Annotated in this window: 21 protein-coding genes and 6 pseudogenes; 13 read left to right on the top strand and 14 right to left on the bottom strand. The window is 69.7% G+C overall.

The features are described from left to right. Nucleotides 1-142: 142 nt before the first annotated feature. The 5 genes and pseudogenes from ACFV1W_RS31395 (at nucleotide 143) to ACFV1W_RS31375 (ending at nucleotide 5,086) form a co-directional block, all read left to right on the top strand. Nucleotides 143-547 carry a winged helix-turn-helix transcriptional regulator gene (locus tag ACFV1W_RS31395; protein WP_380420640.1) on the top strand — a complete coding sequence of 135 codons (405 nt, stop codon included), beginning with the start codon at nucleotides 143-145 and terminating at the stop codon, nucleotides 545-547. 165 nt (nucleotides 548-712) lie between these two features. Next, a pseudogene (locus ACFV1W_RS31390) lies at nucleotides 713-1,291 on the top strand (IS701 family transposase); the annotation flags it as partial. A gap of 148 nt (nucleotides 1,292-1,439) precedes the next feature. Further along, nucleotides 1,440-1,904, top strand: a complete 465-nt coding sequence (locus tag ACFV1W_RS31385) for a hypothetical protein (protein ID WP_380420655.1) — start codon at nucleotides 1,440-1,442, stop codon at nucleotides 1,902-1,904. Between the two features lie 15 nt (nucleotides 1,905-1,919). Then, entirely contained in the window at nucleotides 1,920-4,004 is a 2,085-nt protein-coding gene (locus ACFV1W_RS31380) for a hypothetical protein (protein ID WP_380420639.1), read from the top strand. Continuing rightward, on the top strand, nucleotides 4,001-5,086 hold the full coding sequence (locus tag ACFV1W_RS31375) for a hypothetical protein (protein ID WP_380420638.1): 1,086 nt from the start codon (nucleotides 4,001-4,003) through the stop codon (nucleotides 5,084-5,086). The genes ACFV1W_RS31380 and ACFV1W_RS31375 overlap by 4 nt, the downstream gene beginning before the upstream one ends. A gap of 690 nt (nucleotides 5,087-5,776) precedes the next feature. Here ACFV1W_RS31375 and ACFV1W_RS31370 read toward each other — a convergent pair. Next, nucleotides 5,777-6,304 carry a hypothetical protein gene (locus ACFV1W_RS31370; protein ID WP_380420637.1) on the bottom strand — a complete coding sequence of 176 codons (528 nt, stop codon included), beginning with the start codon at nucleotides 6,302-6,304 and terminating at the stop codon, nucleotides 5,777-5,779. 885 nt (nucleotides 6,305-7,189) lie between these two features. Further along, complete coding sequence (locus ACFV1W_RS31365) at nucleotides 7,190-7,417, bottom strand: hypothetical protein (RefSeq protein ID WP_380420636.1); 228 nt, start codon at nucleotides 7,415-7,417, stop codon at nucleotides 7,190-7,192. A gap of 463 nt (nucleotides 7,418-7,880) precedes the next feature. On the opposite strand from ACFV1W_RS31365, the gene ACFV1W_RS31360 reads away from it, so the two are divergent. Next, nucleotides 7,881-8,267, top strand: coding sequence for a hypothetical protein (locus tag ACFV1W_RS31360; protein WP_380420635.1), 387 nt, complete (start codon nucleotides 7,881-7,883; stop codon nucleotides 8,265-8,267). Nucleotides 8,268-8,270: 3 nt separating this feature from the next. On the opposite strand, the gene ACFV1W_RS31355 is transcribed toward ACFV1W_RS31360, so the two are convergent. After that, entirely contained in the window at nucleotides 8,271-8,687 is a 417-nt protein-coding gene (locus ACFV1W_RS31355) for a hypothetical protein (RefSeq protein WP_380420634.1), read from the bottom strand. A gap of 423 nt (nucleotides 8,688-9,110) precedes the next feature. Here ACFV1W_RS31355 and ACFV1W_RS31350 point away from each other — a divergent pair. Next, a pseudogene (locus tag ACFV1W_RS31350) lies at nucleotides 9,111-9,311 on the top strand (DUF4343 domain-containing protein); the annotation flags it as partial. A 37-nt stretch (nucleotides 9,312-9,348) separates the two neighbouring features. Here the strand turns inward: ACFV1W_RS31350 and ACFV1W_RS31345 are convergent. From ACFV1W_RS31345 to ACFV1W_RS31325, 5 genes and pseudogenes are all read right to left on the bottom strand, one after another. Then, a complete protein-coding gene (locus tag ACFV1W_RS31345) occupies nucleotides 9,349-12,945 on the bottom strand; it encodes a tetratricopeptide repeat protein (protein WP_380420633.1) in 3,597 nt (1,198 codons plus the stop codon). Nucleotides 12,946-12,996: 51 nt separating this feature from the next. Continuing rightward, the gene (locus tag ACFV1W_RS31340; protein WP_380420632.1) at nucleotides 12,997-13,326 is read right to left on the bottom strand and encodes a trypco2 family protein; all 330 of its coding nucleotides are present in this window, start codon (nucleotides 13,324-13,326) and stop codon (nucleotides 12,997-12,999) included. A gap of 145 nt (nucleotides 13,327-13,471) precedes the next feature. Then, the gene (locus ACFV1W_RS31335) at nucleotides 13,472-13,852 is read right to left on the bottom strand and encodes an ArsR/SmtB family transcription factor (RefSeq protein WP_380420631.1); all 381 of its coding nucleotides are present in this window, start codon (nucleotides 13,850-13,852) and stop codon (nucleotides 13,472-13,474) included. A gap of 25 nt (nucleotides 13,853-13,877) precedes the next feature. Next, a pseudogene (locus tag ACFV1W_RS31330) lies at nucleotides 13,878-14,060 on the bottom strand (helicase associated domain-containing protein); the annotation flags it as partial. 67 nt (nucleotides 14,061-14,127) lie between these two features. Beyond that, nucleotides 14,128-14,268 (bottom strand): annotated as a pseudogene (locus ACFV1W_RS31325) (hypothetical protein); the annotation flags it as partial. On the opposite strand from ACFV1W_RS31325, the gene ACFV1W_RS31320 reads away from it, so the two are divergent. Further along, a complete protein-coding gene (locus ACFV1W_RS31320; RefSeq protein ID WP_380420654.1) occupies nucleotides 14,249-14,620 on the top strand; it encodes a hypothetical protein in 372 nt (123 codons plus the stop codon). The pseudogene ACFV1W_RS31325 and the gene ACFV1W_RS31320 overlap by 20 nt on opposite strands. Nucleotides 14,621-14,805: 185 nt before the next feature. Here ACFV1W_RS31320 and ACFV1W_RS31315 read toward each other — a convergent pair whose 3' ends face one another. Next, nucleotides 14,806-15,333, bottom strand: a complete 528-nt coding sequence (locus tag ACFV1W_RS31315; protein WP_380420630.1) for a hypothetical protein — start codon at nucleotides 15,331-15,333, stop codon at nucleotides 14,806-14,808. Nucleotides 15,334-16,147: 814 nt separating this feature from the next. Here ACFV1W_RS31315 and ACFV1W_RS31310 point away from each other — a divergent pair. After that, on the top strand, nucleotides 16,148-16,741 hold the full coding sequence (locus ACFV1W_RS31310) for a hypothetical protein (protein ID WP_380420629.1): 594 nt from the start codon (nucleotides 16,148-16,150) through the stop codon (nucleotides 16,739-16,741). 290 nt (nucleotides 16,742-17,031) lie between these two features. Here ACFV1W_RS31310 and ACFV1W_RS31305 read toward each other — a convergent pair whose 3' ends face one another. Continuing rightward, the gene (locus tag ACFV1W_RS31305) at nucleotides 17,032-17,943 is read right to left on the bottom strand and encodes an aminoglycoside phosphotransferase family protein (protein WP_380420628.1); all 912 of its coding nucleotides are present in this window, start codon (nucleotides 17,941-17,943) and stop codon (nucleotides 17,032-17,034) included. 960 nt (nucleotides 17,944-18,903) lie between these two features. Here ACFV1W_RS31305 and ACFV1W_RS31300 point away from each other — a divergent pair. Further along, entirely contained in the window at nucleotides 18,904-19,602 is a 699-nt protein-coding gene (locus ACFV1W_RS31300) for a DUF1062 domain-containing protein (RefSeq protein WP_380420627.1), read from the top strand. 218 nt (nucleotides 19,603-19,820) lie between these two features. Further along, nucleotides 19,821-21,098: pseudogene (locus ACFV1W_RS31295) on the top strand (IS1380 family transposase). Here ACFV1W_RS31295 and ACFV1W_RS31290 read toward each other — a convergent pair. Beyond that, a complete protein-coding gene (locus ACFV1W_RS31290) occupies nucleotides 21,062-21,478 on the bottom strand; it encodes a hypothetical protein (protein ID WP_380420626.1) in 417 nt (138 codons plus the stop codon). The pseudogene ACFV1W_RS31295 and the gene ACFV1W_RS31290 sit on opposite strands and share 37 nt — an antisense overlap. Before the next feature lie 159 nt (nucleotides 21,479-21,637). Here ACFV1W_RS31290 and ACFV1W_RS31285 point away from each other — a divergent pair, with 159 nt between their 5' ends. Both ACFV1W_RS31285 and ACFV1W_RS31280 read left to right on the top strand, forming a co-directional pair. Further along, a complete protein-coding gene (locus tag ACFV1W_RS31285) occupies nucleotides 21,638-22,300 on the top strand; it encodes a restriction endonuclease fold toxin-2 domain-containing protein (protein WP_380420625.1) in 663 nt (220 codons plus the stop codon). 43 nt (nucleotides 22,301-22,343) lie between these two features. Continuing rightward, entirely contained in the window at nucleotides 22,344-22,715 is a 372-nt protein-coding gene (locus ACFV1W_RS31280) for a hypothetical protein (protein ID WP_380420624.1), read from the top strand. A gap of 365 nt (nucleotides 22,716-23,080) precedes the next feature. On the opposite strand, the pseudogene ACFV1W_RS31275 reads toward ACFV1W_RS31280, so the two are convergent. The 3 genes and pseudogenes from ACFV1W_RS31275 to ACFV1W_RS31265 all read right to left on the bottom strand — a co-directional run. Beyond that, nucleotides 23,081-24,232, bottom strand: a pseudogene (locus ACFV1W_RS31275) (IS1380 family transposase); the annotation flags it as partial. Between the two features lie 396 nt (nucleotides 24,233-24,628). After that, the gene (locus ACFV1W_RS31270) at nucleotides 24,629-24,943 is read right to left on the bottom strand and encodes a hypothetical protein (RefSeq protein WP_380420623.1); all 315 of its coding nucleotides are present in this window, start codon (nucleotides 24,941-24,943) and stop codon (nucleotides 24,629-24,631) included. A 214-nt stretch (nucleotides 24,944-25,157) separates the two neighbouring features. Then, nucleotides 25,158-25,688, bottom strand: a complete 531-nt coding sequence (locus tag ACFV1W_RS31265; protein ID WP_380420622.1) for an RICIN domain-containing protein — start codon at nucleotides 25,686-25,688, stop codon at nucleotides 25,158-25,160. Between the last annotated feature and the right edge of the window lie 187 nt (nucleotides 25,689-25,875).

The following is a 25,875-nucleotide window of genomic DNA, read 5'->3' as shown; positions in this document are numbered from 1 at the left end:
CTTCCTTCCGCGCGTGCCTCGCACGCCTGCCGCGGTCCGTCCGCCGCGGGATGGAACAAAGAATGACCTGCACACTCTCTGTTGGGGAGTAGCCACTTCTTGGTACGGTACTTACCACAGCGAAAGCATTGAGGTGAGCCGTATGGCTGCTGTCGAGAATGTGACCGGGCCCATGCCGTCATTCGATCCATACGAGCGCGGCTGCCCGTCGCGGGACCTGCTCGACCAGATCGGCAGCAAGTGGGCGGTCCTCGTGCTGGGCGAACTCGGCCGGAACGGGACCTCCCGGTTCGGTCATCTCCGGCAGGCGCTGGCGGGCGTGAGCGAGAAGATGCTCACCCAGACGCTGCGCACCCTCGAACGCGACGGGCTGGTCAGCCGGACCGTCTACCCAGAGGTGCCGCCGCACGTGGAGTATGAGCTGACCGCGCTCGGCCAGACGCTACGGGAACCGCTGAAGGCGCTCACGGAGTGGTCCGTGCTGCACATCGAAGAAGTCATCGCCGCCCGCGAAGAGTACGACGACCGCACTGGGCGCACCACGTAATCAGCGGCGGCCAGCGGTCCGGTCATAGACGGCCGCCTCGCCGAGACCGGCCCGACAATCAGACCCACCTAATACTGCAATCACAGTTACTGGTAGGGCAGTTGCGAGTTCTGCCAGTGACTGTGGTTGTGTTCTGTCGTGTCTGTGGATCTCGGGGTGGGGCAGATCGGGGCCTGGCAGGAGACGCTGTCTGGGCTGCATGAGCGGTTCGCTGGGCGTTTTTCCAGGTCGGAGCCGCGTGCGCGGGCCCTGGCGTATATGGCGGGGTTGATTGCGCCGCTGGAGCGGAAGAACGGGTGGACGCTGGCGGAGCGGGCGGGCGAGGGGCATCCGATCGGGATGCAGCGGCTGCTGGGTGAGGCGGACTGGGATGCGGACGGTGTGCGCGACGACGTGCGGGACTTCGTCGTGGAGACCATCGGCGCCGAGGACGGCATCCTGATCGGCGACGACACCGGCTTCCTGAAGAAGGGCTCGCGGTCGGCGGGTGTGCAGCGGCAGTACACCGGGACGGCGGGCAGGACGGAGAACTCCCAGATCGGCACGTTCCTGGCTTACGCCTCGGCCAAGGGCCGCGCGTTGATCGACCGGGAGCTGTACCTGCCGGCATCGTGGACGGACGACCGCGAGCGCTGCCGGGCGGCCGGTGTGCCTGATGAGGTGCCGTTCGCGACGAAGAACGAGCACTTCCGGTGGATGCTGCAGCGTGCGATCGACGCCGGGGTGCCGTTCGCGTGGGTGACAGGACCTCCCCGCCCCGGCCTGTCTCCCCCACCCCGCGTGCAACCGCCGCTGCGGAGGGTGCGTCAGTATACCGACAGTGGGGCACGACACGGTCAGCGTGGCGCAGAGCAAACTGCCCCCACACAGAGGGAGGGAGAGCTACACACCCATGGGAGAACCCGACTTCACCACCGGCCCGGTCGCCCCGGCAACGGCATCGACACCCGGCACGCCGCCCAGCACCTCGCCGTACGCCAACCCCGCCAAGAGCGCCGACACAGCGCCCTGGAAAGCCGCGCCCCCCGGCATGGCGACCACCCAACTGGACTCCCCGCACGAACTCGCCGCCTCGGCCGGGATAGCCCGGCAGATCGCCACCGAGCTCATCCAGGCCAACAGCAACAGCGGGCCCCTCACGCTGGGCCTCAGTGAGTACATGAGCGCCGCGTCGGCGGGTACCTGCGGTTTCGCCTTCAGCAGCGCCGTCACCAGCTGCACCGAACGGTGGCTGAAGCAGTGCACAGCCCTGCACGACCGGATCGACGGGATCGCCACCAACCTCGACACCACTCAGCGGACGTACACGGCCAACGAGGTCAAGAACGCCCAGCTGTTCGGCACGGCAGTTCACTAAGGGGGAAGCGGGCACATGGTGTCCTTCAAGCAGTTATACGAAGCCCGTCCGGACGCGGTCACGGAGGCGTCCGAAGCCTGGTCCAGCGTCGCCAAGACCCTCACCACCCTGGACGGCCGGGTCCGCAAGGACCTCACCGGCACGGCGCAGCGGGCCGGTTGGAAGGGCGTGGCGGCGGCCAACGCGAACTCGGCGCTGGAGGGGGTGGACACCGACTTCAAACAGGCGTCGGCAGTCGCGACCGCCCTCGCCGCGATCATCACCACCGCCGCCGAGGAGTTCCGCGCGGCCCACAACGACCTCCTCACCGCGATCTACGACGCGAAGACCGAGGAGCTGACCGTCACCCCCGATGGCGAGGTCTGCTGGGCCCCGCTGCCCGGCTCGCGGAACGACCCCGACGGGGTCGAGGCCGCCAAGAAGTACAACACCGAGATGCGGGCCAAGGCCGACGCGATCTCCACCCGCCTCGGCAAGGCCGTCGACCGGGCCACCGCCGCCGATCAGAGGGCCGCCACCGCCCTCCAGAGCGACATCGGCACCAGCACCACCTCATTCAACCCGAAGCCGTACGGCGCTGGCCCGATCGCTGACGCCAACCGGGCCAAGGACCTGATGTCCAAGGCCGGCAGCCTCAGCGATCCGGAGCTGAAGCAGCTGCAGGACATCATGGCCGCCAACGCGGAGAACAAGGACTTCTCCACCACCCTCCTCAACAGCCTCAACTACGGCGGCAAGACCGGCCCGGACGCCCTGCTGGAGTACTCCAAGGTCTACGGCGACCTCGCCCACGGCAACCACAACGCCAAGGGCTACCAGGACGTCTACGGCAACCTGTCGACGGTCCTCGCCACGGCCACCCGCGACGGCGGCATGGGCAAGGACTGGGAGGACGGCCTCCTGAAGGCCGCACGCCGGCCCGGAGACTCGGCGGCAGGCTGGAACGACAACTACCCGGCGCTCACCTCGCTGCTGGGTGCGGGCGGGAGGTTCGACAAGGCGTTCCTGCTCAAAGCCGGAAACGACCTGGTCGACTTCGAGCGCACCAGCAAGGCCAAGGGCGAAGACCTCTGGGGCCCGAAGTGGAACGGCGGGACCAACCAGTCCGACCCGATGGGCGGTCTGATGAACGCGTTCAGCCACAACCCCGGGGCGTCGAAGGACTTCTTCGACCCGGCGAAGAGCAAGAACCTGGACTACCTGCTGCACGAGCGGAAGTGGCCCGCCCAAGGAAGCGACCAGAACGCCGTCGCCGACTTCACGCCCTCACGTACTGCGTTCGGCTACGCTCTGGAGGCGGCCACGACCGGTCGGGACCCGCACAGCGACCAACCGGTCGTCCGCCCCCACGACAAGGTCATGTCGCAGATCATGGACGAGACGATGAAGTCCTTCGCTGGCACCGGTCAGGGGGACAAGACGTCCCTTCCGGCCGGACTCCGCCGGCCGATGGCCGACATGATCGCCGACTACGCCGCTGACATGCACGAGATCCTCGGCAAGCCGCTGCACGGCCCTTCCGAACCCAGCGGTCTCACCGTCACCCAGGGCCAACTCCTACGTCTCATCCGCGGTTCCGCCGAGGACCCGGCGTCCTTCGCCGTCATCCAGCACGCGGAGACCCGGGAGATCGCCCGCCGCCTGGACGGGCTCGGCCGGGACGTCATGACGCCCGATGCGACAGGCCATGCGAAGCCCGAGCTGGAAGCCCTCATCCACAACTCCGCCGCCACCCTCGGCGCACTCGACGCGGTGTACGCCGACGCCGCCGTCGACCACGCGGACGCCGAGAAATCAACCGCGGACTGGCAGGCGAAGATGAACTACCACCTGCTCGGCACACCAGCGAACCTGATTCCGGGAGTGGGCGACGTCGCGCAGCGCTACGTCGACATCGGGACCGCCGCGTACGCGGACGGCGTCAAGTCGAAGATCGACACCGGGGACGCGATGATCAACTACAAGATGATCATGTCCGGATACGACCGCAAGACCCTGGACCTCGACGGCGGCATCCCCCAGCAGCTGCAGGCGAACGCGGGTACCGCCTACGACGTCGGGATCAACAACACCTATCGCACCGTCTTCGGCAGGTCGTGAGCACCGTGGGAACTGGAAACAAGAGCGGGCCTCCCGACGACAACGCAGGACCGGCCAGCAAGGTCGGTGCCGCGCTGAATCGGCGCGGGTTCACCACGCGGAGGCTGCGGATTCGGCTGGCGGTGGTGCTGTTGGCATTCTCCCTCGTCCCGGTCGGAGCGGTGGGCTTCGTGCTGTACCGAATGACGAACCTCGGAGGCCCGGACAGCGTCTGCGACGGCGCCGCCACCGCCGACCAGGTGCACGACCTGCTGGGGCCGGGGAGGATCACCGAGGACAAGCGAGGCTACTCGCCAACGGCGGACTTTACCGGGAACAGCTGCTCCGCCACGGTCCGATCCGGCCTGTTCGAGACTTCCGAGAAGGTCGTACAGTTCGACATCCTCCTCAACACCGGCGACGGCCCGGGCACATTGGCCGCATCGGATGCCCGATTGTTCTCCGGCGAGACGGCCGGCTCGGTGACCCCTGACGCCGCGTGGGCTGTGCTCCCCGAGGGGTGCCAGAAGGGCGTACGCACCGAGGTGTACACCAGCGAGAAGGGCCATGACGAGGCCAGGGCCGCCCTGGCCGTGACCTTCGCCAACGGGGTGGCCAAGGCGCGCTCGTGCGGAGGCCGGAAGCTGTCGCCACCGAAGAGCCTGTCGGCGAAGGGGGCCGAGACGGACCCGGACTGGGCCAACCTCTGCGGCCTGCCCGGGTTCGCACCCGCAAAGAACCCCGAGGCCCAGTGGCACATGCCGCAACAGGTCACCACCGCGTTCGGCCCGATCTGGTCCTGCACGATCGGCGGTAACCCGAGGTACGACAGCCGGGCACAGGTCTTCGCGATCACGACCGAGCCGCGGACCACCGCCCTGCCTCAGAAGGACGGCAAGGAGTCGTCCGATGTCGGACGGGCCCGCTGGGTCGCGGGTGGGACACTCGTCGCCACCTGCCAGGGCAAGGACGTCTTCTTCACCGTCAACGGCGGCTACGCGAACGACCTCGAAAAGCCCTTTCTGTTCCCCGACCAAAAGGACCTCGTACGACAGTTCCTTGCTGCCGGGGGCAAGGCAATCGGCTGCGAGCCGATTCTCTGATCGCCTCCGTCGAGGAGCCGACTCTGTGACGGCCCCTCGACGGACGGATCGAGCGATGGCCGACCTCGATAGCGATCCCCGGAGCGGTCGCCCTGCTGCGCGATTCGCGAAACGGCTGGCGCCAGGCCACGGAATCGAGGTGGTCGCGCTGGCATGGGCGCTGCTTCCGGGCGAGTGCGGCAGGGGTCTTCGGGTCGCGGTCACGACGTACGACGGGACCGAGCCCAAGGCCGAGACGATGGCGCGGTTCGCCACAGCGGCGGCCAACGGCATTGCGACACGGCGAGGATGCGGCAAGGTCGTCCTGCCAGCAGCCTGCGGCCTGCCCGGGTTCACGGCGCCCGGCGCGTCCGGCGGGTGCTTCCGGGAACGGGCGACAACCGCGTTCGACCCGGTGTGGGTCTGCTCGATCACCGACGGCGGGGACTTCCCGATCCGGTTCGCCATCGGGACCGACCCTCGGCTCCGGGCACCGGAGGTCAACGAGGACACCTACGCCGGGTTCGGCCGGTCCCGATGGACGGAATTCAGCGCTTCGTCCAACCGCGAGGCGGTGGTGACGTGCCAGGGCAGGCCCACCTATTTCCGGTTCTCGTGCCCGTCGACGTGGGGCTGTTCCCCAACCTCGACGAGGCCTGGAAGCAGTTCCTCGCCGCCGGGGGCAGAGCGATCGGGTGCGAGGCCCCGGGTCTACAGCTCGACGCCCATCCACGCGATGTCGTTGAGCTCCACGTCGAGGCCGCTACACGGCGTTGGGGCTAGGCCGGCGGCGTCCAGGCCGTCGCGGATCTGCCAGCCACCGGAGGCGAGCGCGCCCCAGCCGGGGATGCACAGCTGCACGCACTGGCGCTTGCCGTCCTCGGGTGTGCGGTAGACCCGCGCCCACGGCCCGAGGCCGCGCTGGGTGAGCAGCCAGCCGGCCTTCTCCACCTGCTTGACGGCCTTGTGCGTCTTCGGCAACTGGCCCAGGCGCTGGACGAACTCCTTCTTCTCGTCCCGGCCCATCGGCGGCAGACCGAGCTCGGCCAGGGCGGCGTCGGTGAGCACCACCAGGGCGTCGCCGTCCTTGCCGTGCCGGTGCAGCCGGGGCGAGCCGAGCTTCACCTCGAGCGCCCACTCCACGACGTCGACCAGCGTGCGCCCGGACGGCGCGGTCGGCGCCTGGGTGCCGTCGGCGAGGTAGGCCACCAACGCCCGGCCGGACGGCGCGACCTCCACCACCGCGAGGGGACCTGCCGGGAGGCGCGCGGCCGCGGCCTGCTCCCAGTCGGACGGCCCCTCCGCCGCAGCCGGCTTCTTCGCCGCCGCCTTCCGGGCCCGCGAGGACGTCGCCGGACGCGACGACGACGCGCGGTGCGGCGCGGCCGCCGGACCAGCCGCGGGGCCGCCTGGCGGGGCGCAGCGACCGGAGCGACCGAGGCGGCCGGCTCCGGCGACACCACAGCCGGGGCGGGAGACCAGGGCGCCGCGCGGTTGCCACCGGGTCACCAGGCCCTGCACCAGGTCTTCGCCTGCGGCTTCTCGACCGCGAAGGTGTCCGGGAACTTCGCCTTCATGTGCTTTTCCCACAGTTGCAGGAGGGCAGGTCCTGCCGGACTGTAACAACCTTTGTCACGCATGTCTCGTGGTGATTCAAAGTGCACACATGCGTATCTGGAGTCACCATAAGGGCATCCCTGGCGGCCATTGAGAGGCCGTCAACGGCAACGGAGTGTGGCGATGCGTTCTGCCGACGACCTGACAGATTCCCAGAAGAAGGCCCTGGAGCGGATTGCGGGCGACCTCGGTCAAGTCAGAGAGCGGCTCCAGTCGCTCCATGGCGAGGCACGATCCCTGCTGTCGGACGGTGACTCCGATCCTGGCCCCGACGTCTTCCCCTGCCACGTCTGCCACAGGTGTCCGGACTTCGAATTTCCAAGAACTGTGACGAGAGGATTCGACTGCGCAAGGCACGGCTGCGGCCACAACGTCACTTCACACGACTTCTTCTGACCGAGAGCGGCCTGGCTGACCTAGAGTGACCGCGTTCTGGCGGGGAAACCGTGGGCAGACCGTAAGCGTGTAGGCGTCATCCCTCCCACCGCATGCTGCCAGACCCCAGCGCTACCGGTCCGGCACCGGTGACGACCAGGGCGACCGGCCGGTACCCGGGCCGGTGCGGCCCGGCCAGGGGCGGCGCCACCAGTACACCGTACGGTCGGCCGGGTCCTGGTCAGCAAGGGCCGGGTCGCTGTCCTTGGTATTGGTGCGGAACAGCTCGCGGTAGGCGGTGAACTTCGCCGCCACCCGCTCCGGCGCCATGGCGGAGTACTCGACCTCGACCACCCGCACCGGCACCCCGATCCCCCGGGGCCTGGAGCACCGCGTCCGGGCACACCATGCGCCGGCCGCCAGGCAGCGTGAACTCCACCTCGGTCGCCCAGTCGGTCGCGACCATGACCGGGGAAGACGAGCGGGTCGTCCACGAGGCTCAGGCCCAACTCGCCGACGGGACACGGAACCTCACGGAGGCCGACGCCGCCCTGGCCCGACACACCGCCACCGCGCTCCGCGAAGCGGTCGACCCCGCTGATGCGCACCAGGCACTGGCGCGCATCGACCGGCTCGCCGTCCTCGCGAGTCGGAACCTCCCGCAGGGCCAGCTCGGTCCGCCCGTGACGGTCACTGGTCGGTGCTCCGGATCACGAGGCCGACCTCGTGGAGCTGGGCGTCCAGGTGGGCTCGCCGGCCGGGGGCGATGCCGGGGTGTTCGCAGCCGTGTAAGGAAGGCCTGTTCGGCCTGCCAGATCGGCAGGTGCTCGGGGGCAATGACGCTGTTGGCGCGGCGGGAGGGCTGGCATCGGTCGATCAGCGGGCCGTGGGGCAGCGGGCCGCGCACAGCCTCGCCGATGTCGGCGGTACCCGGTTTTCGGTGCGCTTCGGCAAGCTCAACCACTGCACCGTGAACGACGACGACCCCACCGGCGCGAAGTGCATCGAGAACGCCGTCGTCCCCGACGGCCACACTCCAAACTCAACGTACACACGCTCGAATCCGTCCGCGATCAGCCGCACTTCGTCCCAGGTCTCAGCCATACGCGGCTACCGACGAGCAGCCTCGGCATCCGTGATCATGATCTACGGCGCTGGAGTTCTCAAACGCGGTCTGGTGAGCCGAAGTCAGTACAGAGTCTGGGATTGATTATCACTGGCCTCCGGATTCACACAGACTGCTGCAGAAAGACCAGAAATCGAAACTGCACTCAAAGGCATCGTCGCAAGTGCATTCCTGACAGGAGTCCGAGCTGTCGGTTTGATGCGCCAGCAATCCGGCACTGATACCGAAGTGGGCGAACACTTCAAAGATTTCCGACAACATGAGAGTTGACATCAACGGCTTGTAGCATCCACCGGCGACACCCCCATTGGCGAATTTAAGGGTCCCGAGAAACGCTTCGAAGTCCGTTACGGGAAGCTTAGCCAAAGCGTTGCCGCCGGCCGCGCGAAGTTGCCTCAAGTCGTCCGCGCTACGGACGATCCAGTCGGCGTCGCTAGCCGCTATGTCGCGCAACTCCTTTCCTGTCGTCGCGAGTCGGGAGTTGTCAATCTTCTCGATCTTCACGACCGGGTCCTTTCGTTCCGTCTCCGGGCCTGCACCGAAGTTCCAGGACGGCTGTCGCGCCTGAATCGCCGGGCGCCGGTCCGACTGTTGCCGGGCGCTCCAGATCCGGATTCCGCGGATGGTGCAGCGGCAGGCCGCGCGTCAAGGCCGGATCTCGCCGCTGGCTGAACGGGGCGCAACGGATCCGACTTTCTTCAGGTCAGGGGTGCGAGGCTCATTTTGTGCCTCCTTCCACTCCAGCATGTGCCGGGGCGACCAGCAACTGATGGCCTTGCGCAACCAGGAATCCGTCGTTCTCGCGGAGTATCCCGGCTTGACAGGTGACGGGGTAGTTCGGGTGGGCGCATCAACCGCCGATCGGTTGGGGACGGGGCGGAGCCGCCGTAGTACTCCGAGGCCGGGAGAGCCGGCCACCCATCCCTCCCAAGCGCCGTCGTCCTGGACGTCGGCAGTCTCGTCGTCCCCTACCTCCCGGGCCACCGCTGGGCCGTCGTGGAGGCCAACATGGCCTGGTTTTCCCACGCCCACGCCGCCGACCCGGCCCGCGCCCTGAAGGTGGTCCTGCGCGGGGCCGACCCCCGCGACCGCGTCCGGTCGGCCGACCTCCCGTTCGTCCGTCACTGACGTACGTGCAGGGCCACCGGCGAGGCAGGCAAACCAGTCAGAGCAGATGCGCCAGGACGGCGCGGACCAGGTGCTGGGGCGTAACCATCTCCCGGGCTTGCTCCTCCGGGATGTCCATGCCGAATGCGCTCTCCACAGCCATGACGATTTCCACCATGTCCAGCTCGTCCGCGCCCAACTCGTCGACGAGTCCCTCGTCCGGGCCTATGTCGTCCGGGTCGATCCCGAGTTGCTCGCCGATGATGGCCTTCACCTGATCCACGGTCTCCAGGATCACGTCGTTGCGAGCCGGCAACGCGACGATCCCGGCGCGCAGTTCCTCCGACGCGGCGAGCAGGTCCTCGTAAGCTCCGGGGTCGGCTGCGGCAAGCGCGCGGTGGAGAGCGAGGGATTCGTCGATGGCGGCGAGACTGGGCCGACGCCGCCCCTGCGTGGCGAGGGCACGGGCGAGATGGTGCAGGTTCCGGGCGAGTTCCGCTCGGTGGCGGCCGGGGAAGCGCTCGGCCAGGTCCCGGAAGACGTCGACCGCGCGGACCGCCGTCTGCAGGGCATCGTACGGCTGGTTCAGGTCGGTCAGCCGCATGTACCTCCGGTCGAGTGCGGTCCCGAGTTCCGCCTGGTAGGCGTCGGGGTAGTCCTCCGCCAAGCGCTCGAACATCGTGACGGCCTCGTCGGCGGCTGCCAGTGCCTCTTGGATCCGCCCGACGGCGGTCAGCCTGGCCGAGAGGTTGGAGACGAACCGCGCCAGGACTGGCAGATAGGTACCGCGGGGGTGGCCCTGGTCCAGCACCCGGTAGGTGGCAACGCACTCCTCGGCCGCAGCCAGTGCCTCCTCGTTCCTCCCGAGCGCCCCCAACTCCACGGCCATGTTCCCGAGGACCATCGCGAGGTCCGGAAGGTGGGCATCCGGGCGGCGCTCGGCCATCGGCCGGAGACTGGCGAGTGCGCTTTCCAGCGCGGCGAGCGACTCCTGCCGCCGTCCCACCGCCGCGAGTCTGGCCCCGTGATTGGCCGTGATCCTGGCAAGCTCGGGGAGGTACTTCTCGGGATCGGAATCCACCAGAAGACGATAGTCGAACAGCGACTGCTCGACCGCTTCCAGCGCCTCCCGATGCCGGCCCATAACGGACAGTCGGGCCGAGAGGTTGTTAAGCGCCATCGCATGGCCGTCGAAGGATTCGAGGAGCAGCTCCGCCGTGCTGAGCCGGCCCTCCTCCGACCGGGAGAGGTGAGCGGACAGGTCCTCCACCGCCGCGTTGTTGGGGAAGATCTCCGAGAACAGCGCCCCGGTGAGCTGGCTGTGGATCCGTACCGAGGTCTCGATCGCCGCGAGGGCCTCCTCGTGCCGCCCGAAGTCGCTGTAGCGGTTCGACAGGTTGTTGAGGGCCTTGGCGTAGTCGCGCAGGTGCGATGGGTCGCTCACGGCCAGCGTTCGGCTGACCTCGACGGCCTCCTCCACCGCGGCCAGTGCCTCCTCGTGCCGTCCCACGTTGCTGAGTCTGTTGGACTGCTCGATCAAGGCGTTGGCAAGGAGCGGCAGCCGGTTCGGGTTGCCCGGGGGGATGTTGCGCGTGCGGTTCGTGAGCAGCGTGGCGGCCTTCGCCACCCAGGCCGCGAGGCGCTGGGTGGACTCCGGGACCCAGTCGACAAGGCGTCGCAGTTCGTCCAGCGCGAGCTGGTCACCGGTGATGCGGTCAAATGCCGCCAGCAGCGGGCCGGGGTGCTCGGTCTGGATGGCGACGTCGATGAGTTGCGGAACGAGCCTGGTGCCGTTCCGCACGCAGAGACCGGTCAGCTGGTCGTCCAGGCGACCGCGGACCTCGGGGTAAGCCGCGGCCCGGCTGTAGACGGTCAGCAGCTGTGCGGCCTGCAGGTCGTCCGCCCCCTGCACCAGGTCCTCCGCCAGTTCCGGGTCCTTCTCGAGCCGCAGCCCGACGAACCGCTCGGCCAGCCGGTCGGGATAGAGGCTTCCCCACAGACGGCCGGAGTCCAGCGACGGGAAGATCGCCACCAGCCAGAGCGCGACGGCCTCCCGTCGGTCGCGCGGCAGTTCGGCCAGCCGGGCCAAGCGCCGCAGGGTGGCCTCCGCCTGCGCGCCGTCGGAGGCACCGACGAGCAGGGCTGCGGTGACCGCGTCGTGCAGGGTGGCCTCGAGCATCCCGGTCAGGCCTTCGGAGCCGGCCGTTCGCGTCCAGTAGCGGGTCTCGTGGCCGAGCAGTCGTTCTTCCACGCTCGGGCGCGGCACGGTCGTGAGGGAACCGGGCCTATCGGCCTCGTCGAGCAGGTCGGCAAGGGCCGTCATCTGCAGGGTCAGTGCATTTCCCAGGCCTTCTCGGGTGAGCTGCGGAACGGGGAGCTTGGCGGCCACGCGCGGCCAGTTGTGGTGCTCGTAGCCCTTGACCCGCGAGAGGCTGCCAGCGAAGGCCTTCGCCGCGTCCTGGTAGGCCTTCAACCGGTCCGGGGGGTCGGGATCGAGCGGGGGGAGGGCGACGTCCGGGGTGCCCTCCAGGTAGCTCTCCGTGATGCTGGTGAGGTTCTTCGCCCGGCTCCACCAGTCACCGGCCGTCCGTGCCAGCAGCAGGACCTTGAACGGGCTGCCGCCGCCGTGCTCGGCGGCGGCCTCCACCAGTCCGGCGATCTGGTCGGTGCGCGCCTCCGCGTAGTCGACGACGATCAGCAGCGGCTTGGCGGCGCGTCTCAGGCCCCGGAGCTCTGCTGCGGTGGCCCCGGCGCGCAGCCACAGCACGGCCCATTTCTCCTCGGCGAGGGTGCCGGCAAGATGGCGGGCGATTCTGGTCTTGCCTTGGCCGCCGGGCCCGTGCAGCAGCCAGGCGCCGAACCCGCCCAGGTCGCACCAGGCCCTCAACTGGTCCATCAGCTCGACCCGGCCGCGGAACGGGACCGTCTGCCGGTCCGCCGTGAGCAGCGCCGCCGGTGAGGCCGGACCCTTGTTGAGGGTGGGCTCCACGGCGGCCAGGTCCTGGAACTCCACTGCTTCCAGTTGCGGTCGTCCCCCACCGTGGGTGGCCAGGGCGGCACGGAACGAATCGTCGTGGTGAAGCACGTAGGCAGGGACGACCTTCAGCGCAGCGTGTTCGGAGTGCGCCGACTCCGCGAGGACCACACCGGTCAGCAACCGGTCGCAGAACATCGCACCGCCCGACAGCCCTCCCCAGGGTGAGGTGGCGTCGGACGGCCAGCTCGGCGGGTGCGCACGCAGGTCCATGACGTAGTGGTTGTTGACGAAGCCAGTGCCGGGGTTGAGCAGACCGCGCTGCTGACTGGCCTCGACCGCCGTGCCGCGCCGCTGGATCAGCTCGGGCACGCCCCAGGTCTCGCATTCCTGGCCGGGCCGCGTGGTCGCGAGTCGCCCCCAGCGCACATCCGGTCCCGACGGCGGCCGCCAGCTGGCGTCGGTCACCACGACCAGAGCGGCGTCGTCGATGTCGCCCGGTGTCCCGCACCACACGCTCTCGCCCACGAACTGCCGGTTGCCGCCCGGGTGGAAGACCTTCACCCGCGCGCCCTTCCGCGCCACGACGTGCGCCGAGGTCAGGACGAGCCGCGGCCCGACCGCGTACCCCGATCCCCGCCCGCCCGCCCCGGTGACCGCCACCAGCCTCGCCTCGTCCACCACTGACCCCCCAGCCCTCTCGGCGACCGACTCCCTGCTCCCGACGCACCGTCAGTGCGGGATGTGCCGACTGGTGTCGCCCGGCCCGTCCTCGGCTCCCAGGGGCCCGCTGATCAGCAGGTCCGCTCCGCTCGCACTCTTCGGCGTCAGCGTGAACGCGACCCGGTGCGTCCGCCCCCGGGAGACCCCTGCCTCCGTCTCTGCGGAGACCGCCCACAGGCGGAATCCGCCTTTTGCCTTGCCGTCGGCACGCAGCTCGACCTGGAACTCCATCTCGACGGGCCCTACCGCGAACTGGATCTCCTGGTCCACACCCTGCGCTGCTGCGGCCAGCAGTTCGTCACGCACTGCCGCTACGGCGTCCACCAGAGGAATGTCCATGTACCCCACCCCGACTCTGACACTGCGTTACATCGCCGCTGAGCAGCTTAGGAGCTAGAGCCGGTGCCATGCGGAACAAACCGCGAATCCTGTCGTGGAGCGGTCCGCGTCGCGCCCGGCAGACCGCATGGAGCCGCCGCCGGGGTCAGCACAGAACCGCGGCCAGCACGTCACTGCCCAGCATGGTCAGCGACGCCGGGTCGAGCGTGTAGCTGACGTACCGCCCGTGCCGGCGGGTGGTCAGCAGACCGGTGCAGCGCAGCAGCGCGAGGTGCCGGGAGACTCCCGGGGGTGTCAGGTCCCAGGCCCGGGCCAGTTCGCCGGTGGTATGCGGGCCGCTCGGGCCACCCTGGCCTGAGTGGGACGAGGCGGCCCGTGCGGGCCTTGTCCTGCTTGCGCAGCCACGTGCCGGGGCGGAACGCCGGGTCGTCGCCCAGGCCGGTGCGGTTGGCGGGGCCGTCGAGGGTGCCGCCGGCGGCGAGGTAGGCGAGCAGGCGCCGGTAGGAGCGGTTCCAGTCCGGCTCAAGGCGCCACAGCCCGTCCAGCGCCTCCAGCTTCGCCACCTGGTCGCCAGTGAGGCCCGCGGCCTTGCGCTGACGGCGCATCCACGCCCCGACCGCGTAGCCGTCCAGCTTCTCGGTCGCGGGGATCGCGAGGTGGCCGTGGTGGGCGGCCCAGGCACGGGCGTAGGCGTAGCCGCGTTCCCAGGCGTTGGCGTGCTTGGACCAGATCATGCCGAGCGCGTCCAACTCGCTGATCCGGGCCGGGTCGAGCAGGGCTTTGGCCGTTCAGGTAGCGCTGCCGGTCGAGCCAGGAGATCAGCTCGCCCTGCTCCGTCTTGTCGGTGGGGTCGAGGTGGCCGTGCTCGAGGTGAAAGGCGGCGGCGACGGCGTGCATGCGCTGCCACTCGACCGCCCGCGGGTTGAACGCCCGCAGCTTCACCGTCTGGAGGATCCGCGCCGCGTGCCGCCGGGCGTCGATCCGCAACCAGTCCACCGGCGACTCCACCGGCGCCGCCGGCTGCTGCTCACCCGCCCCGGCCGCGCCGTCGGCGGCCGAGGCCTCGGTGGTGAGCGGGGCGGACTGGGCGCGGTGGACGCGCAGCTCGGTGATCCGGCCGACCACCCGGGCGTCGTGCGCGGCCAGGGCGCGCAGGACCCGCCAGATCGTGCGGAAGCTGGAGGCCTCCATCTCGGCGTCAGCCTCGGCCTTTACCGCCGCGCCGGCGTCCTTCACCTCGGCCGGGTCGGCGGCCGCCGTGCCGTCGTCGCCGACCAGCGGCGTCGGGAGGTAGACCGGGATGATGACCCAGGACACCCTGCCCTGCCGGTAGGACTGGCGCAGCGCCCGCCGGTGTGGGCCTTGAACCTAGCGAACACCGCCCGGCAAGCGGAAGTTGTTCTGTTCCAACGGGTGTGGCACCGCCGTGAGGGCGGTGCCACACCCGTGGCGTTGGTACCAGGGCTTCTATTCTTAGTCTTAGTAGTGCACGGTCTCGGAGGTCCACCACAGGTCGATCCGGTAGCTCTCCAAAACATCCCGGTGGGCTGCCCAGATCGCGTCGGTATCCGCCTGCGACCGCGGTTCCGCCGCGCCGAGTGCGGTGTGAAGGCCCGCCTCCTGCGCGGCGGCCTCATGTCGCCCCTTCCAGGACACGCGGCCTTCGTAGACGCCCGGGCGGGGCAGTTGGAAGTGACCAGCGATGTCCGGGGCAAACGCGCGGATGACCACTTCGCCGGTGGGGCTGTCGAGCATTGTCAAGCGCTCGCCGTCGGCGATCCAGGTGCTGTCGGCCGGCGCAGGGCCGTCCCACACCCGTACCAGGATCTCGGCAGGTGCGATGCTCTGGAGGCTGCGGAGATAGATCTGGGTACCGGTGCCCGCCACCACCGTGTCCCAGCTCTGCCTGACGGCCTCGGAGTTGGTGAGGTAGGCGTCGGAGTCGTACACCTCGATGAGACCGTTGTCGGGCCTGGCTTCGGTGCAGAACTCGAACAGGATCGGCACTGGTTGTCCTCCGGCCTTGGCGAGTACGGCTCACGGGACGATCGTGACGTAGAAGGAGTCGTTGTCCAGGAGCGGGCCGTGCTCGGCCAGGAGTTTCGTGCGCAGGTCAGAGCACCTATCAAGCGTCCCGAAGACCCCTGACAACCTCTTCTGACGCCCTTCCCGTCTTGGTGGGTGGCGGGTGGGCGTGTGCGGCAAGGTTGCGGCGCCTGCGGCGGGCTGGCCCTGTGGGCCGCCCGGAGCCCGCGGGTCGGCGGTCGGCGAGCCATCCGCCCACCGCCCCGGTCCAGGGCGTCGGCGTCGATGCGCGCGAGCAGCCGGCGGACCGTCGCCTCGGCCGGCACCAGCCGCCTGGGCAGCACCGGATCGGGACGCACTCCGAGCCGCTCCAGCACGTGCGGCGGGGCGTCCGCGATCCACTCGCCGACCGCCAGCAGCGAGGTCGCCCCGGCCAGCACTGCACAGCCGTCAGAGCGAGGACCACGGCCAGCGCGTGCCGCACTCCACGCGGATCACGGGGGTCCGGCACCTGCGCTAACCGCTCCAGCAGACCAGGCACCTCCCCAGCAGCCGCCTCGGGCTACTCGTGGAGCTGGTCGAGGGCAGCCGGAATCGGGGATGATGCGTCGGCAGGCACGGGATTCCACTCGGGTCACGGGGCGCAGAGAACTCCGTGATCTTGGAAGCCGTGCCTGCCTTCTGCACGCACGTCGCTTCGCGCCCGCGTACGATCACCAGCCGTCGCCGATGAAGTGAGGCTGGACCGATGCCCCGTACCCCAACGCCGATACACCTGACCGCTGTCACCGTGGCCTTGACCGCTCTGCTGGCTTGCGCAGCCTGTGCTGGACAGACCAATGTCGCGCCGTCCGCTCCTGTGCCGACAAGTGCCGCCGCGCCTGCCGTCGCCGTAAGCCCTACGCCGAGCGTCACCGCAAGCCCTCCGCCGAGCGTCACCGCAAGCCCTCCGCCGAGTTCGGGCCGACCGGACCAGCAGCAGCTGGACACGGCCGCGGACGCGGTCTCACGCCTCAGCGGCTCCTACCAGGATGTCTTCGCGGGCCTGACGGTGGACGTTCCGGACGGTTGCGTCATCGTCTACCGGAAGCCGGGCGGTGGCGGTTTCGACGCCGCCCTCGCTCACCTGGGTCTAAGCGTGCGCGTGGACCTGCGCGATGCGCCGCGCTCGATCAGCGAGCTGGCCGCCACCCGAAACCGGGTAACGGCACTGATAGGGCACACGAGCGACTACAGCATCGTCATGGTGGGCGACGGTTCGGAGGTGAGCTTCGCCCGCGGCGTGGTGGAGGTCGGCGTCAGCGGAAATCTGTCCAGCGCCCAGGCAGACCTGCGCGGCCGCTTCGGCGACCGGGTCACTGTCTCAGCCGCCCAACCGCTCTCGGGCTGAGCGAACCGGACGCCATCCGACTACGCCGAAGCCCTGCCCTCCATCCCACTCGCATGGCATGCCCACGGCGAACACACAGAGCAACCCGACCGGGCGCCACCCGACACGGGCGAAACGAGCGGAACCCGACACCTGGACCGGCCCACATTGGTCCAACGAAGCCGGGCTAAAGATCCAAAGCATGCCAAGCCGATCTCACGCAGGTCACACCCAGGGGCGCGGCGGGGACGGCGCCCAGGGCGCCGACGCGCGGGAGCGGATAGGTGTGGGTCCACGCGCCCCGGCGACCCTCAGCCTCGATCAGTGAGGATTGCGGAGAGCACGCGTCGCGCGTCACGGGCGTCAGCGCCGTCCTGGCCCAGGCTGTCGGCGCACGAGACGAGCGTCTTCCACAGCGCCCAGCCGCGTCCGCGCGCCCAGGTCGCGTCGTCGACGCCCAGCCGCTGCCGGAACACGTCGCGGCCGTCGGCCGAGAGCAGGGTCCACGCGATCGCGAGGTCGCACGCGGGATCCCCCACGCCACACGTACCGAAATCGATGACGGCGGCGAGCTGCCCGTCCTCAAGGAGCAGGTTCCCCTTGGCAAGGTCGCCGTGGAACCAGACGTCGGTCCCGTCCCACCGCGCCTCGAGCGCCTGAGCCCACAACTCATGTGCCGGCGCGACGCCGACGTGGCCGCGCAGCCCGTCCAGCGCACCGAGCGCCTGCGCCTCATAGGTCCGCAGCGTCGCTCCACGGAACCAGTTGTGCTTGCCGGGCTGCGGCCCTTGCGAGGCGTCGACGCTCTGCAACGCGGCGACGAAGCCGGCCAGGCCCTCGGCGAAGCGGATCGGATCGACGACTGCCTCGAACGTCACGGGCGTGCCGTCGATCCACCCGTAGACCGACCACGCGAACGGGTAGGCCGCGCCAGGACTCCCCTTCGCCAGCGGCACCGGGATCGGCAGCGGGAGAGCCGGTGCCAGCTCGGGCAGCCAACGGTGCTCCTTCTCCACCGCCAAGGCGTACTCCTGCGCGCTGGGCAGGCGCAGCACCATGGTGTCGCCCAGGCGGAAGGTCCGGTTGTCCCAGCCGCCGTTCTCCACAGCCGTCACCGGTAACGCGGCCCACTGCGGGAACTGTTCGGCCACGAGCCGCCCTGCCTGCTCGGCACTGACGGTGACCCGCCGGGGCATGGGCCCAAGCTCTGGAACGTCGTTCAACAGGTACCCCCCTTGTCCAGCCTCCAGTGTGAGCTGACCTCCTCCTTCCTCGCCCGCCAGTTCTGGCAGCCGAACAGCACACCGGGCGGCCGGAGGTCACACCGCACGCCACAGCACCCGGGACGGCGCGGGCCGCAGACCAGCCCGATGCCCGCCGGGATGGTCCGCCGCGTCACGGCGGACGGTCCGTGGGCATGTAAGCCCTCCACAGTTCGGGTGTCAGGACCCTGCAGGGTCGGGCTCTCCCGTCTCCGCTGTCACCTGGGCCACGATCGGCGAGGCGCTCGGACTCAGCGCGGACGCCGCCCGCGCCCGTTACGGCAAGGTCCGTCTCCTGTGGCCACCACCCCCAGAGGCCGCCTGACCGCCACCGCCGCCCGCCTCACCCCACCCACACGAGCGGCCGGCACCAGCCGGACGCGAGAACCAGAGCACAGCGCAGCGCCCGGCCACACCGACCAACGCCCCAACCCACCCACCACAACCAGCAGGCAGGGGCCAAGGAAGGTAAGTCGAGGTGGTGAGTTCGGCCCGTCACCCCGATGAGCAGCGCAAACAGGTGGTAAGCGGAGACGGCGTCGGGCGCCGAACCGCACCGCGGACCGAACCCGCCCCGGGCCCCCGTGCCGAACCACGAGCCGAACCCCCGGCAGAGCGTCTGGGAGTCCGACCGGGATGGACGGGCAGCGGCTGGAGTTCCATGAGATGAGCGGCGCGCGACCACCGGCGGAGGGCACGGGGAAATTCGGTTGCCGCGGGCCGCCGTCTCGATCATGATCACCCCCATGGACTTTTGATGACTGCCACGTAGTACGTACCTGTCGCGCGATCGACCTCGGAGCCTGAAGACCCGGCCCCGGGGTGATGGGTCGCGCCCCTCGTGAGCACCCGTCAGAGAGCGGGAGCCGCCGAGTGAGTTCGGCATGCCCTCCTGCTGAGTCCTGAAAGCATCCAACACACATGAATACCGACCGCAAGGCCCTGTGGGCCGTGCGTCAGTCCGCCCTGCCCACCGTCGTCCGGTCCTGCCCGGACTGTCCCGGCATGCGGCACCGCGCCTCGGGGAAGATCCGCGCCAACGCGAACGGCAAGCTGCTCGACGTCTGGCTGCTGCTGAGCTGCGCGACGTGCGACCGGACCTCGAAGGTGCCCGTCCACGAACGCGTCCACGTCTCGACGCTGGAGCCGGCTCGGCTGGTGGCGTACGAGAACAACGACCCGGCAGCGGTACGGGAGTTGGTGATGAGCGCGTCGCTCGCGGCGAAGAACCGGTACCGGCTCGACTGGACCGGGACGTGGGAGCTGGAGACCCGCACGCCGCTGTACGCGCTCGACGACCCGAACCCGCTTTCGGTGCAGGTGCGCTTCGAGCTGCCCGCGCCGGTCCGGGTGGAGCGGCTGCTCCAGCTCGGCCTCGGCCTGAGCCGGGCCGAGGTGCGCCGTCTAATCGCGGACGAGCGGATCCGTCTGCCGTTCGCTCCGGACGCCAAGGCGCATCAGGACTTCGAACTCACCATCCACGGACCCGGTTTCGTCGATGTGGCCAAGCACGCGAAGTCCCTCGATGCGCCCGACGCCGACCACCCCGGCCTGGCTCGGATCGGGCTGCCGCCCGCACCCGGCCGGGAGCTCCCACACCGGGCCACGGCGCACGCGTAGAAGCCTGATGTAGATCTTGCTGATGGAGAGGCTGTCCCGCTTGGGGACAGCCTCTCCCGGGGCTATGTGGTCGCGTCGCCGGCAGGAACGGCCTAGCCTCGCGCTTTCACGAAGCGGGCTGTCCGGTAGGTGATCAGCAAAGCAGAAAATGCCTCTGACCTGCGAGAATGATGATTGTCTAGGCCCTTGTTCCCGCGCCCGTCGGAGGCACTTCCCAGGTGAGTGAGCGTGTCGGGTCGTACCCGCGTGTGTGGGTGTCGGGTGGCGGCAGCAGGGTCGTCTCGCAGGCCGGCGGGGTTCTGTTGACAGCGCGCCGCACCGGCCTGGCCTCCACGTTGTCTGCGGCGCTCGCGCCGTGGCGCAAGCCGAGAGCGGTGCACGACCCCGGCAAGATCCTGCTGGATCTCGCGCTCGCCGTGGCGCTGGGCGGGGACTGCTTGGCGGACGTGGCGATGCTTCGGGCCGAGCCGGGTGTGTTCGGGCCGGTGGCCTCGGATCCGACGGTCTCCCGGCTGGCCGACACCCTTGCCGCGGCCGGCCCAAGGGCACTGGCGGCCGTCCGGCAGGCACGGGCCGAAGTCCGCGAGCGGGTCTGGCGGTTGGCCGGCCAGGCCGCACCGGACGCGGGCGGCGACGTGGTCGTGGATATCGACGGTGGGCTGGTCCTGACTCACTCCGAGAAGCAGGACGCGGCCTCGACGTGGAAGAAGACGTTCGGCCACCACCCGCTGTTCGCGTTCGTCGACCACCGCAGCGAGGGCTCCGGAGAGCCGGTCGCCGGTCTGCTGCGGCCGGGGAACGCGGGCAGCAACACCGCCGCCGACCACATCGCCGCCGCCCGCCTGGCCCTGGCCCAGCTGCCGAAGAAGTACCGGCGCGGGCGGCGCACTCTTATCCGCACCGACTCCGGCGGCGGCACCCACGAGTTCCTCAACTGGCTCGCAGCGCGCGGCCGGTGGCTGTCCTACTCGGTCGGGATGACCATCACGGAGGCGATCCACCAGGCCGTGCTGCCGGTGCCCGCCTCGGCCTGGACTCCGGCTGTGGAGACCGACGGTGCGATCCGCGACGGTGCCTGGGTCGCTGAGCTCGCCGGCGACGTCCTCAAGGACTGGCCGAAGGGCATGCGGCTGATGTGCGCAAGGAACGGCCGCACCCCGGAGCACAGTTGCGCTTCACCGATGCCGACGGCATGCGGCTGACCTGCTTCGCCACCAACACCACCCGCACTCCGATCGCGCACTTGGAGCTGCGGCACCGCCAGCGCGCCCGCGCCGAGGACTGCATCCGCGCCGCCCACGACACCGGCCTGCGCAACCTGCCCCTGCACGACACCGCCCAGAACCAGGTCTGGCTGGAGATCGTCCAGCTCGCGCTCGACCTGCTGCGCCTGGATGCCCGTGCTCGCCCTGGACGGGCCCGCGCGCGACCGCCGCACGCACCTTCGAACGGCCGTCCATCACAGCCCGTCGGCCAGGGCGGCCGCGCGCAGCTGAACGAGGAGAGGCAGGACGTCGTCGGCGGTGCCGTCCGCGGTGATGGTGATCAGGGCGTGGCATATGCCGTCGATCGTGCGCAGGTCGGTGGGGCCGACGGCCCACACTGCGAGGGTCTGGGTCCAGATCTTCGTCATGCGGGCGCCGACATCGGCGTGCATCCGCTGCGCGGCGGCCGCCAGGGTGTCGGCCGGCATGCCGTCGTGGATTCCGTAGGAGGCGGCGAGCAGCTCCCGCATCGCGGTGTCGGCGTAGGCGGCGATCGCCTCAGGCAGGGAACGCTCGCCCGGTGCGGTAGCGGCCAGGCTTTCCGGCCGTGTCACCCAGCCACGCGGCCTCGACGGCGGCCAGGACCGCAGCGTCTCATCGGTCGTGGTCACGGGTTCGGTCCTCCTCGTCCACGCCGAGCGCGGCTGGGTCCGGCGCAGCGTGCGGTCCCGGGCTGCGACGGTGGAGGGCAGAGCGGAACTCGCTGTGCTGGCCGAGGCAGCGGCCGTGGTCGACAGCGCGGCAGCGAGCGTGGTCCCCGTGGAGCGGGAGTGGCCGTCACGGCCACCGCGGCCGTCGTGCTGGCGGGAGCGGGAGACACGGCGGCAGCACCTGGCCCCAAGCCCCCGCCGTTCACCGTCACCCCCGGCATGCCGCCGCTGCCACACGACCCGACCAGCCCCTTCCCGGTACTTCCCGCGGCGCAGCAGGCCGCGATCCGGGCGTGGATGGCGCAGATGGAACAGGACGGGCGTACGTTCCCGGCCGACGGCCCGCATGCGCCGGCGTCTCCTGAGAAGCCCGATCCGAAGATCAACGCCAGGCGTGCCTACCAGGTGAGGGTGGCGGGGTCGACGGAGTACCGCCTGTACACCACGGTCACGGACCCGAAGGACGGGAGCGAGCTGGGCATGGACGCCGACGGCGTCCGTCCGGAGGACGGGGCGGCGATCGACGCCAAGTACATCGGCCAGCAGAAGAGCTGCAAGTCCCCGTTCCGCCTGGACAACGAGGACGGCATCTTCCAGTTCGCCTACGAGAACACCATGACCGGGGAATCGAAGAAACTGGAGAAGTACGCGTCGGCCCTGAAGGACCCCCGCAACAAGGTCAACCACCTCGAACTCATCACGAGCGACGCCAAGACCAGCAGCTACTTCCAGGCCCTCATGACGGCCCAGAAAGTCACCGGCCGTGTCCGCATCGAACCCTGACCAGGCACGCCGAGCCCGCACCACCGACAGAAACGAGCACCCCGTGGGATCCAGCTTCTACGTCACCGCCGACCAGGAACACGTCGGGCCGTGGACCTTCACCGGCGAGCAGGTGGAGGAGTCCGTCCGACGCCACTGGCCAGACGCCATCATGAGCAGCGCGTTCGAGGACTTCCTGGAGATCGAAGCGGAGATCGCACCCGGCCAGCGGGCGGAACTCTCGTTCAACCACCGGCACCGCGCCTTCTCGTTCGAGGACCGGGAACCGCTGTCCGCGCCGCTGACCGTCATCTACGAAGTACTGCGCGACCTTGCACCTGAGGTGCCCGTCGTGCGGTGGATCGACTACGACGCAGAGCTGACACGGATGAACCTGAACGACGGACTGCAAGGCTTCACCCGCGGACTCGCCTAGATGGCCCTGGACCCCGTCCGTGACCTGGGGAAGACCTGCCCGGCCGCAGATGCTCGGCTGGCACCGCCACCGGCCTGCTGCGGTCCAGGTGAACCTGAAGGCTCGGGGCAGGCCCGGTGCGACGTCCCGGGCGTCGTCGTCCGGCTCCCACACCGGCACGTCCACCAGCCCGGCCCGCCCCTGGTGCTCGCCGCCGGTCACCAGCAGGACGTCGTCCCGACCCCAGGCACCGCGCTCCACCCCCAGGGCGAGGGAGGCCGCTTTCACCGCGCCGACCAGGACGTCCACTCCGTCCTCACCCACCGCAACGGGCACGGGAACGGCCGTGCTGACGCCGCCATGCTCGTCCGGCAGCTGCAGGACGCGATCTCCAGCCAGATCTGGTTCTGCGCGGCGTCGTGCAGGGGCAGGTTGCGCAGGCCGGTGTCGCGGGCGGCGCGGATGCGATCCTCGGCGCGGGCCCGCTGGCGGTGCCGCAGCTCCAAGTGCGCGATCGGAGTGCGGGTGGCGTTGGTGGCAAAGCAGGTCAGCCGCATGCCGTCGGCGTCGGTGAAGCGCAACTGGGCGCCAGGGTGGGGCCGTTCCTTGCGGACGATCAGCCGTATCCCCTTCGGCCAGCCCTTGAGGACTTCCCCGGCAAGCTCGGCGACCCAGGCGCCGTCGCGGACCTCGGCGCCCGGCTCGACGGCTGGGGTCCAGGCCGAGGCCGGGATGAGGAGCACAGCGGCGTGGATGGCGTCCGTGATGGTCATCCCCACCGAGTACGAAAGCCACCTTCCGCGTGCGGTGAGCCTGTTGAGGAACTTGTGGGCGCCGCCGCCGGAGTCGGTGCGGATCAGGGTGCGGCGTCCGCGCCGGTACTTGTTGGGTAGCTGGGCCAGGGCCAGGCGGGCGGCCTCGATGTGGTCGGCGGCGGTGTTGCTGCCCGCACTCCCCGGTCGCAGCAAGCCGGCGACCGGCTCTCCGGATCCGTCTCGGCCGTGGTCGACGAACGCGAACAGTGGGTGATGGCCGAACGTCTTCTTCCAGGTCTTGGCGGCGTGCTCCTTCTCGGAGTGCGCCAGGACCAGCACGCCGTCGATGTCCACGATCACCTCGCCGCCCGCGTCCGGGGCCGCCTCGCGGGCCAACCGCCAGACCCGTTCGCGGACTTCGGCCCGTGCCCGGCGGATCGCCGTCAGCGCCTTGGGTCCGGCCGCGGCCAGGGTGTCGACCAGGCAGGAGACGGTCGGGGCGGAGGCGACCGGGCCGAACACTGCGGGCTCGGCCCGCCGTGTCGCGACATCGGCCAGGCAATCACCGCCCAGGGCCACGGCGAGCGCGACGTCCAGCAGGATCCTGCCGGGATCATGGAGCGCCCGCTCCTTGCGCCACGGCGCGAGAGCCGCTGACAACGCGACATCCAGCCCCGCCTTGCGGGCCGTCTCGACAAGCAGCACGGCGCCGGATTGCGAGACCACCCCGCGACCACCGCCCTCGACGCGGACACGCGGATACAGCCCGGTACGCTGCCGGATGCCCGGACGACACGTCCGGTTCGGGAGGCGGTCCGGGGAAGCCCACCGACGGCAACGTCGGCAGGGCGCCCTGGACCGACCTCACCGGGCGCGCTTCGACCGCCACACGCCCGTCGAGTTCGTCCTCGCCGTGCTGCGCACCCTCATCGAGCACCCGGGCCGCTGAATCCGCCCGTTGCCCGCCCCGCAATCTGCTCCGTGTTCCGCGGTCCGTGCCGGACGGCGAGCTGCTCAGCGTCCGGCGTCTGGACGTCCGAGCGGCAGGGTCACGAACTCCGCCAGGCCATCGGTGTGGAGGCTGGTCAGGCGCTTCTGGACTTGCTTGATCAGGGCGGGGCCGTCATGCAGTTGGCATCCGACCTGATCCGTGGTGACGCCAGGTTGTCCGGTGGTGGGTCAGCAGCCGCTGAGGATGTTGATCGCGACGATCGGCGAGTGCACGGTCCATCCCTGTCCGGGGTAGATCTGGTCGATGTAGCCGTCGGAGTACTTCAGCTGGGCGCAGTCGTCGTGGCGGGCGTCGGTGACGTAGGAGGCGGACCGGGTCAGTGAGCTGGTGTTCTGCCAGCCCTGGTCCCGGTACATGGTGAGGATGTTGCCGTTCCCGTCCTCGAAGCACACGTACGGCCAGGGGCACGAGTCCGCCGCGAAGGCCGGGGTGGCGGTGACGGTGGCGGCTGCGAGAGCGCCCAGACCCAGTCCAGCGGCCATGGCAATGGCAGTGATGGATCGCTTCATCATGTACCTCTTCAATAGACAGGTGCTGTGCGCGCGAACAGCCAGCAGTGATGGGTGGAATCGACGCAGGTCGTCGATCGATCGGCATGGCTGCGTTTGTCGATGCGCAGCCGTGCCGCCCGGACGTCCGCCTGGTGCGCGGCGTCGTCCGGGCTCTGGAGTGCGTGTCGCTGATCGGGGCTGGGCGCTAGAAGGCGCCGGTGGGGGACCAGACGTTCTCTCCGGCGGCGTCGGTGCAGCCGTACAGGCGCGCCGCGGCCCCCTGGGACAGGCCGCCCCAGGCGTCCAGGCAGTTGTTGGAAGCCACCTTCGGCTGGAGCTGGACCTTCCCGCCGTAGTACGTCTTGTTCCACAGGACGTCACCGGCGTTGGACTGGTTGCAGTAGTAGAGCTTGAGGTGGTTGCCCTGGCTGTCGCCGCCCTCCCAGTTGTTCAGGCACAGCGGCTGCTTGTCGCCCGAGTAGTGCGAGGCGACGATGTAGAAGTGGGTGGCGTCTGCCGATTCGATCGACCAGTTCTGGGCGTTGGTGTCGTTGCAGCCCCAGATCTGCACGGGAGTGCCGGGAGAGAAGTCCCCGTTCTGGACGTCCAGGCAGTACCCACCGTTGAACCTGATCTCGGTGTAGCCATCGGCGTGGACGGGGGTGGTGACGGTGAGGGCGAGGAGGAGGGGGGCGGTTGCTGTGGCCAGTGCGGCTATGCGCTTACGGTTGGCCATCGTGTATGCGTTCCTTTGATCGGGTGTTGAATGGGCGGATTCAGACGGCGGGGCCGTAGATGTTCTCGTTGAGGTATCCATGCTGCGCGCGCCACGGGAACCTGAAAGGGCCTGCTGTCAGAGCGTGTAGTGGTAGTAGCCGATCAGGTTGGATGCCATGCTGACCGGGTCCGAGCGGGTGTAGGCG

The sequence above is a fragment of the Kitasatospora sp. NPDC059648 genome (assembly GCF_042734825.1).
In the GTDB taxonomy this organism is placed as follows: domain Bacteria; phylum Actinomycetota; class Actinomycetes; order Streptomycetales; family Streptomycetaceae; genus Kitasatospora.
Note: the sequence above shows the minus strand (reverse complement) of the source record. Positions and strands in the feature narration are given on the sequence as shown.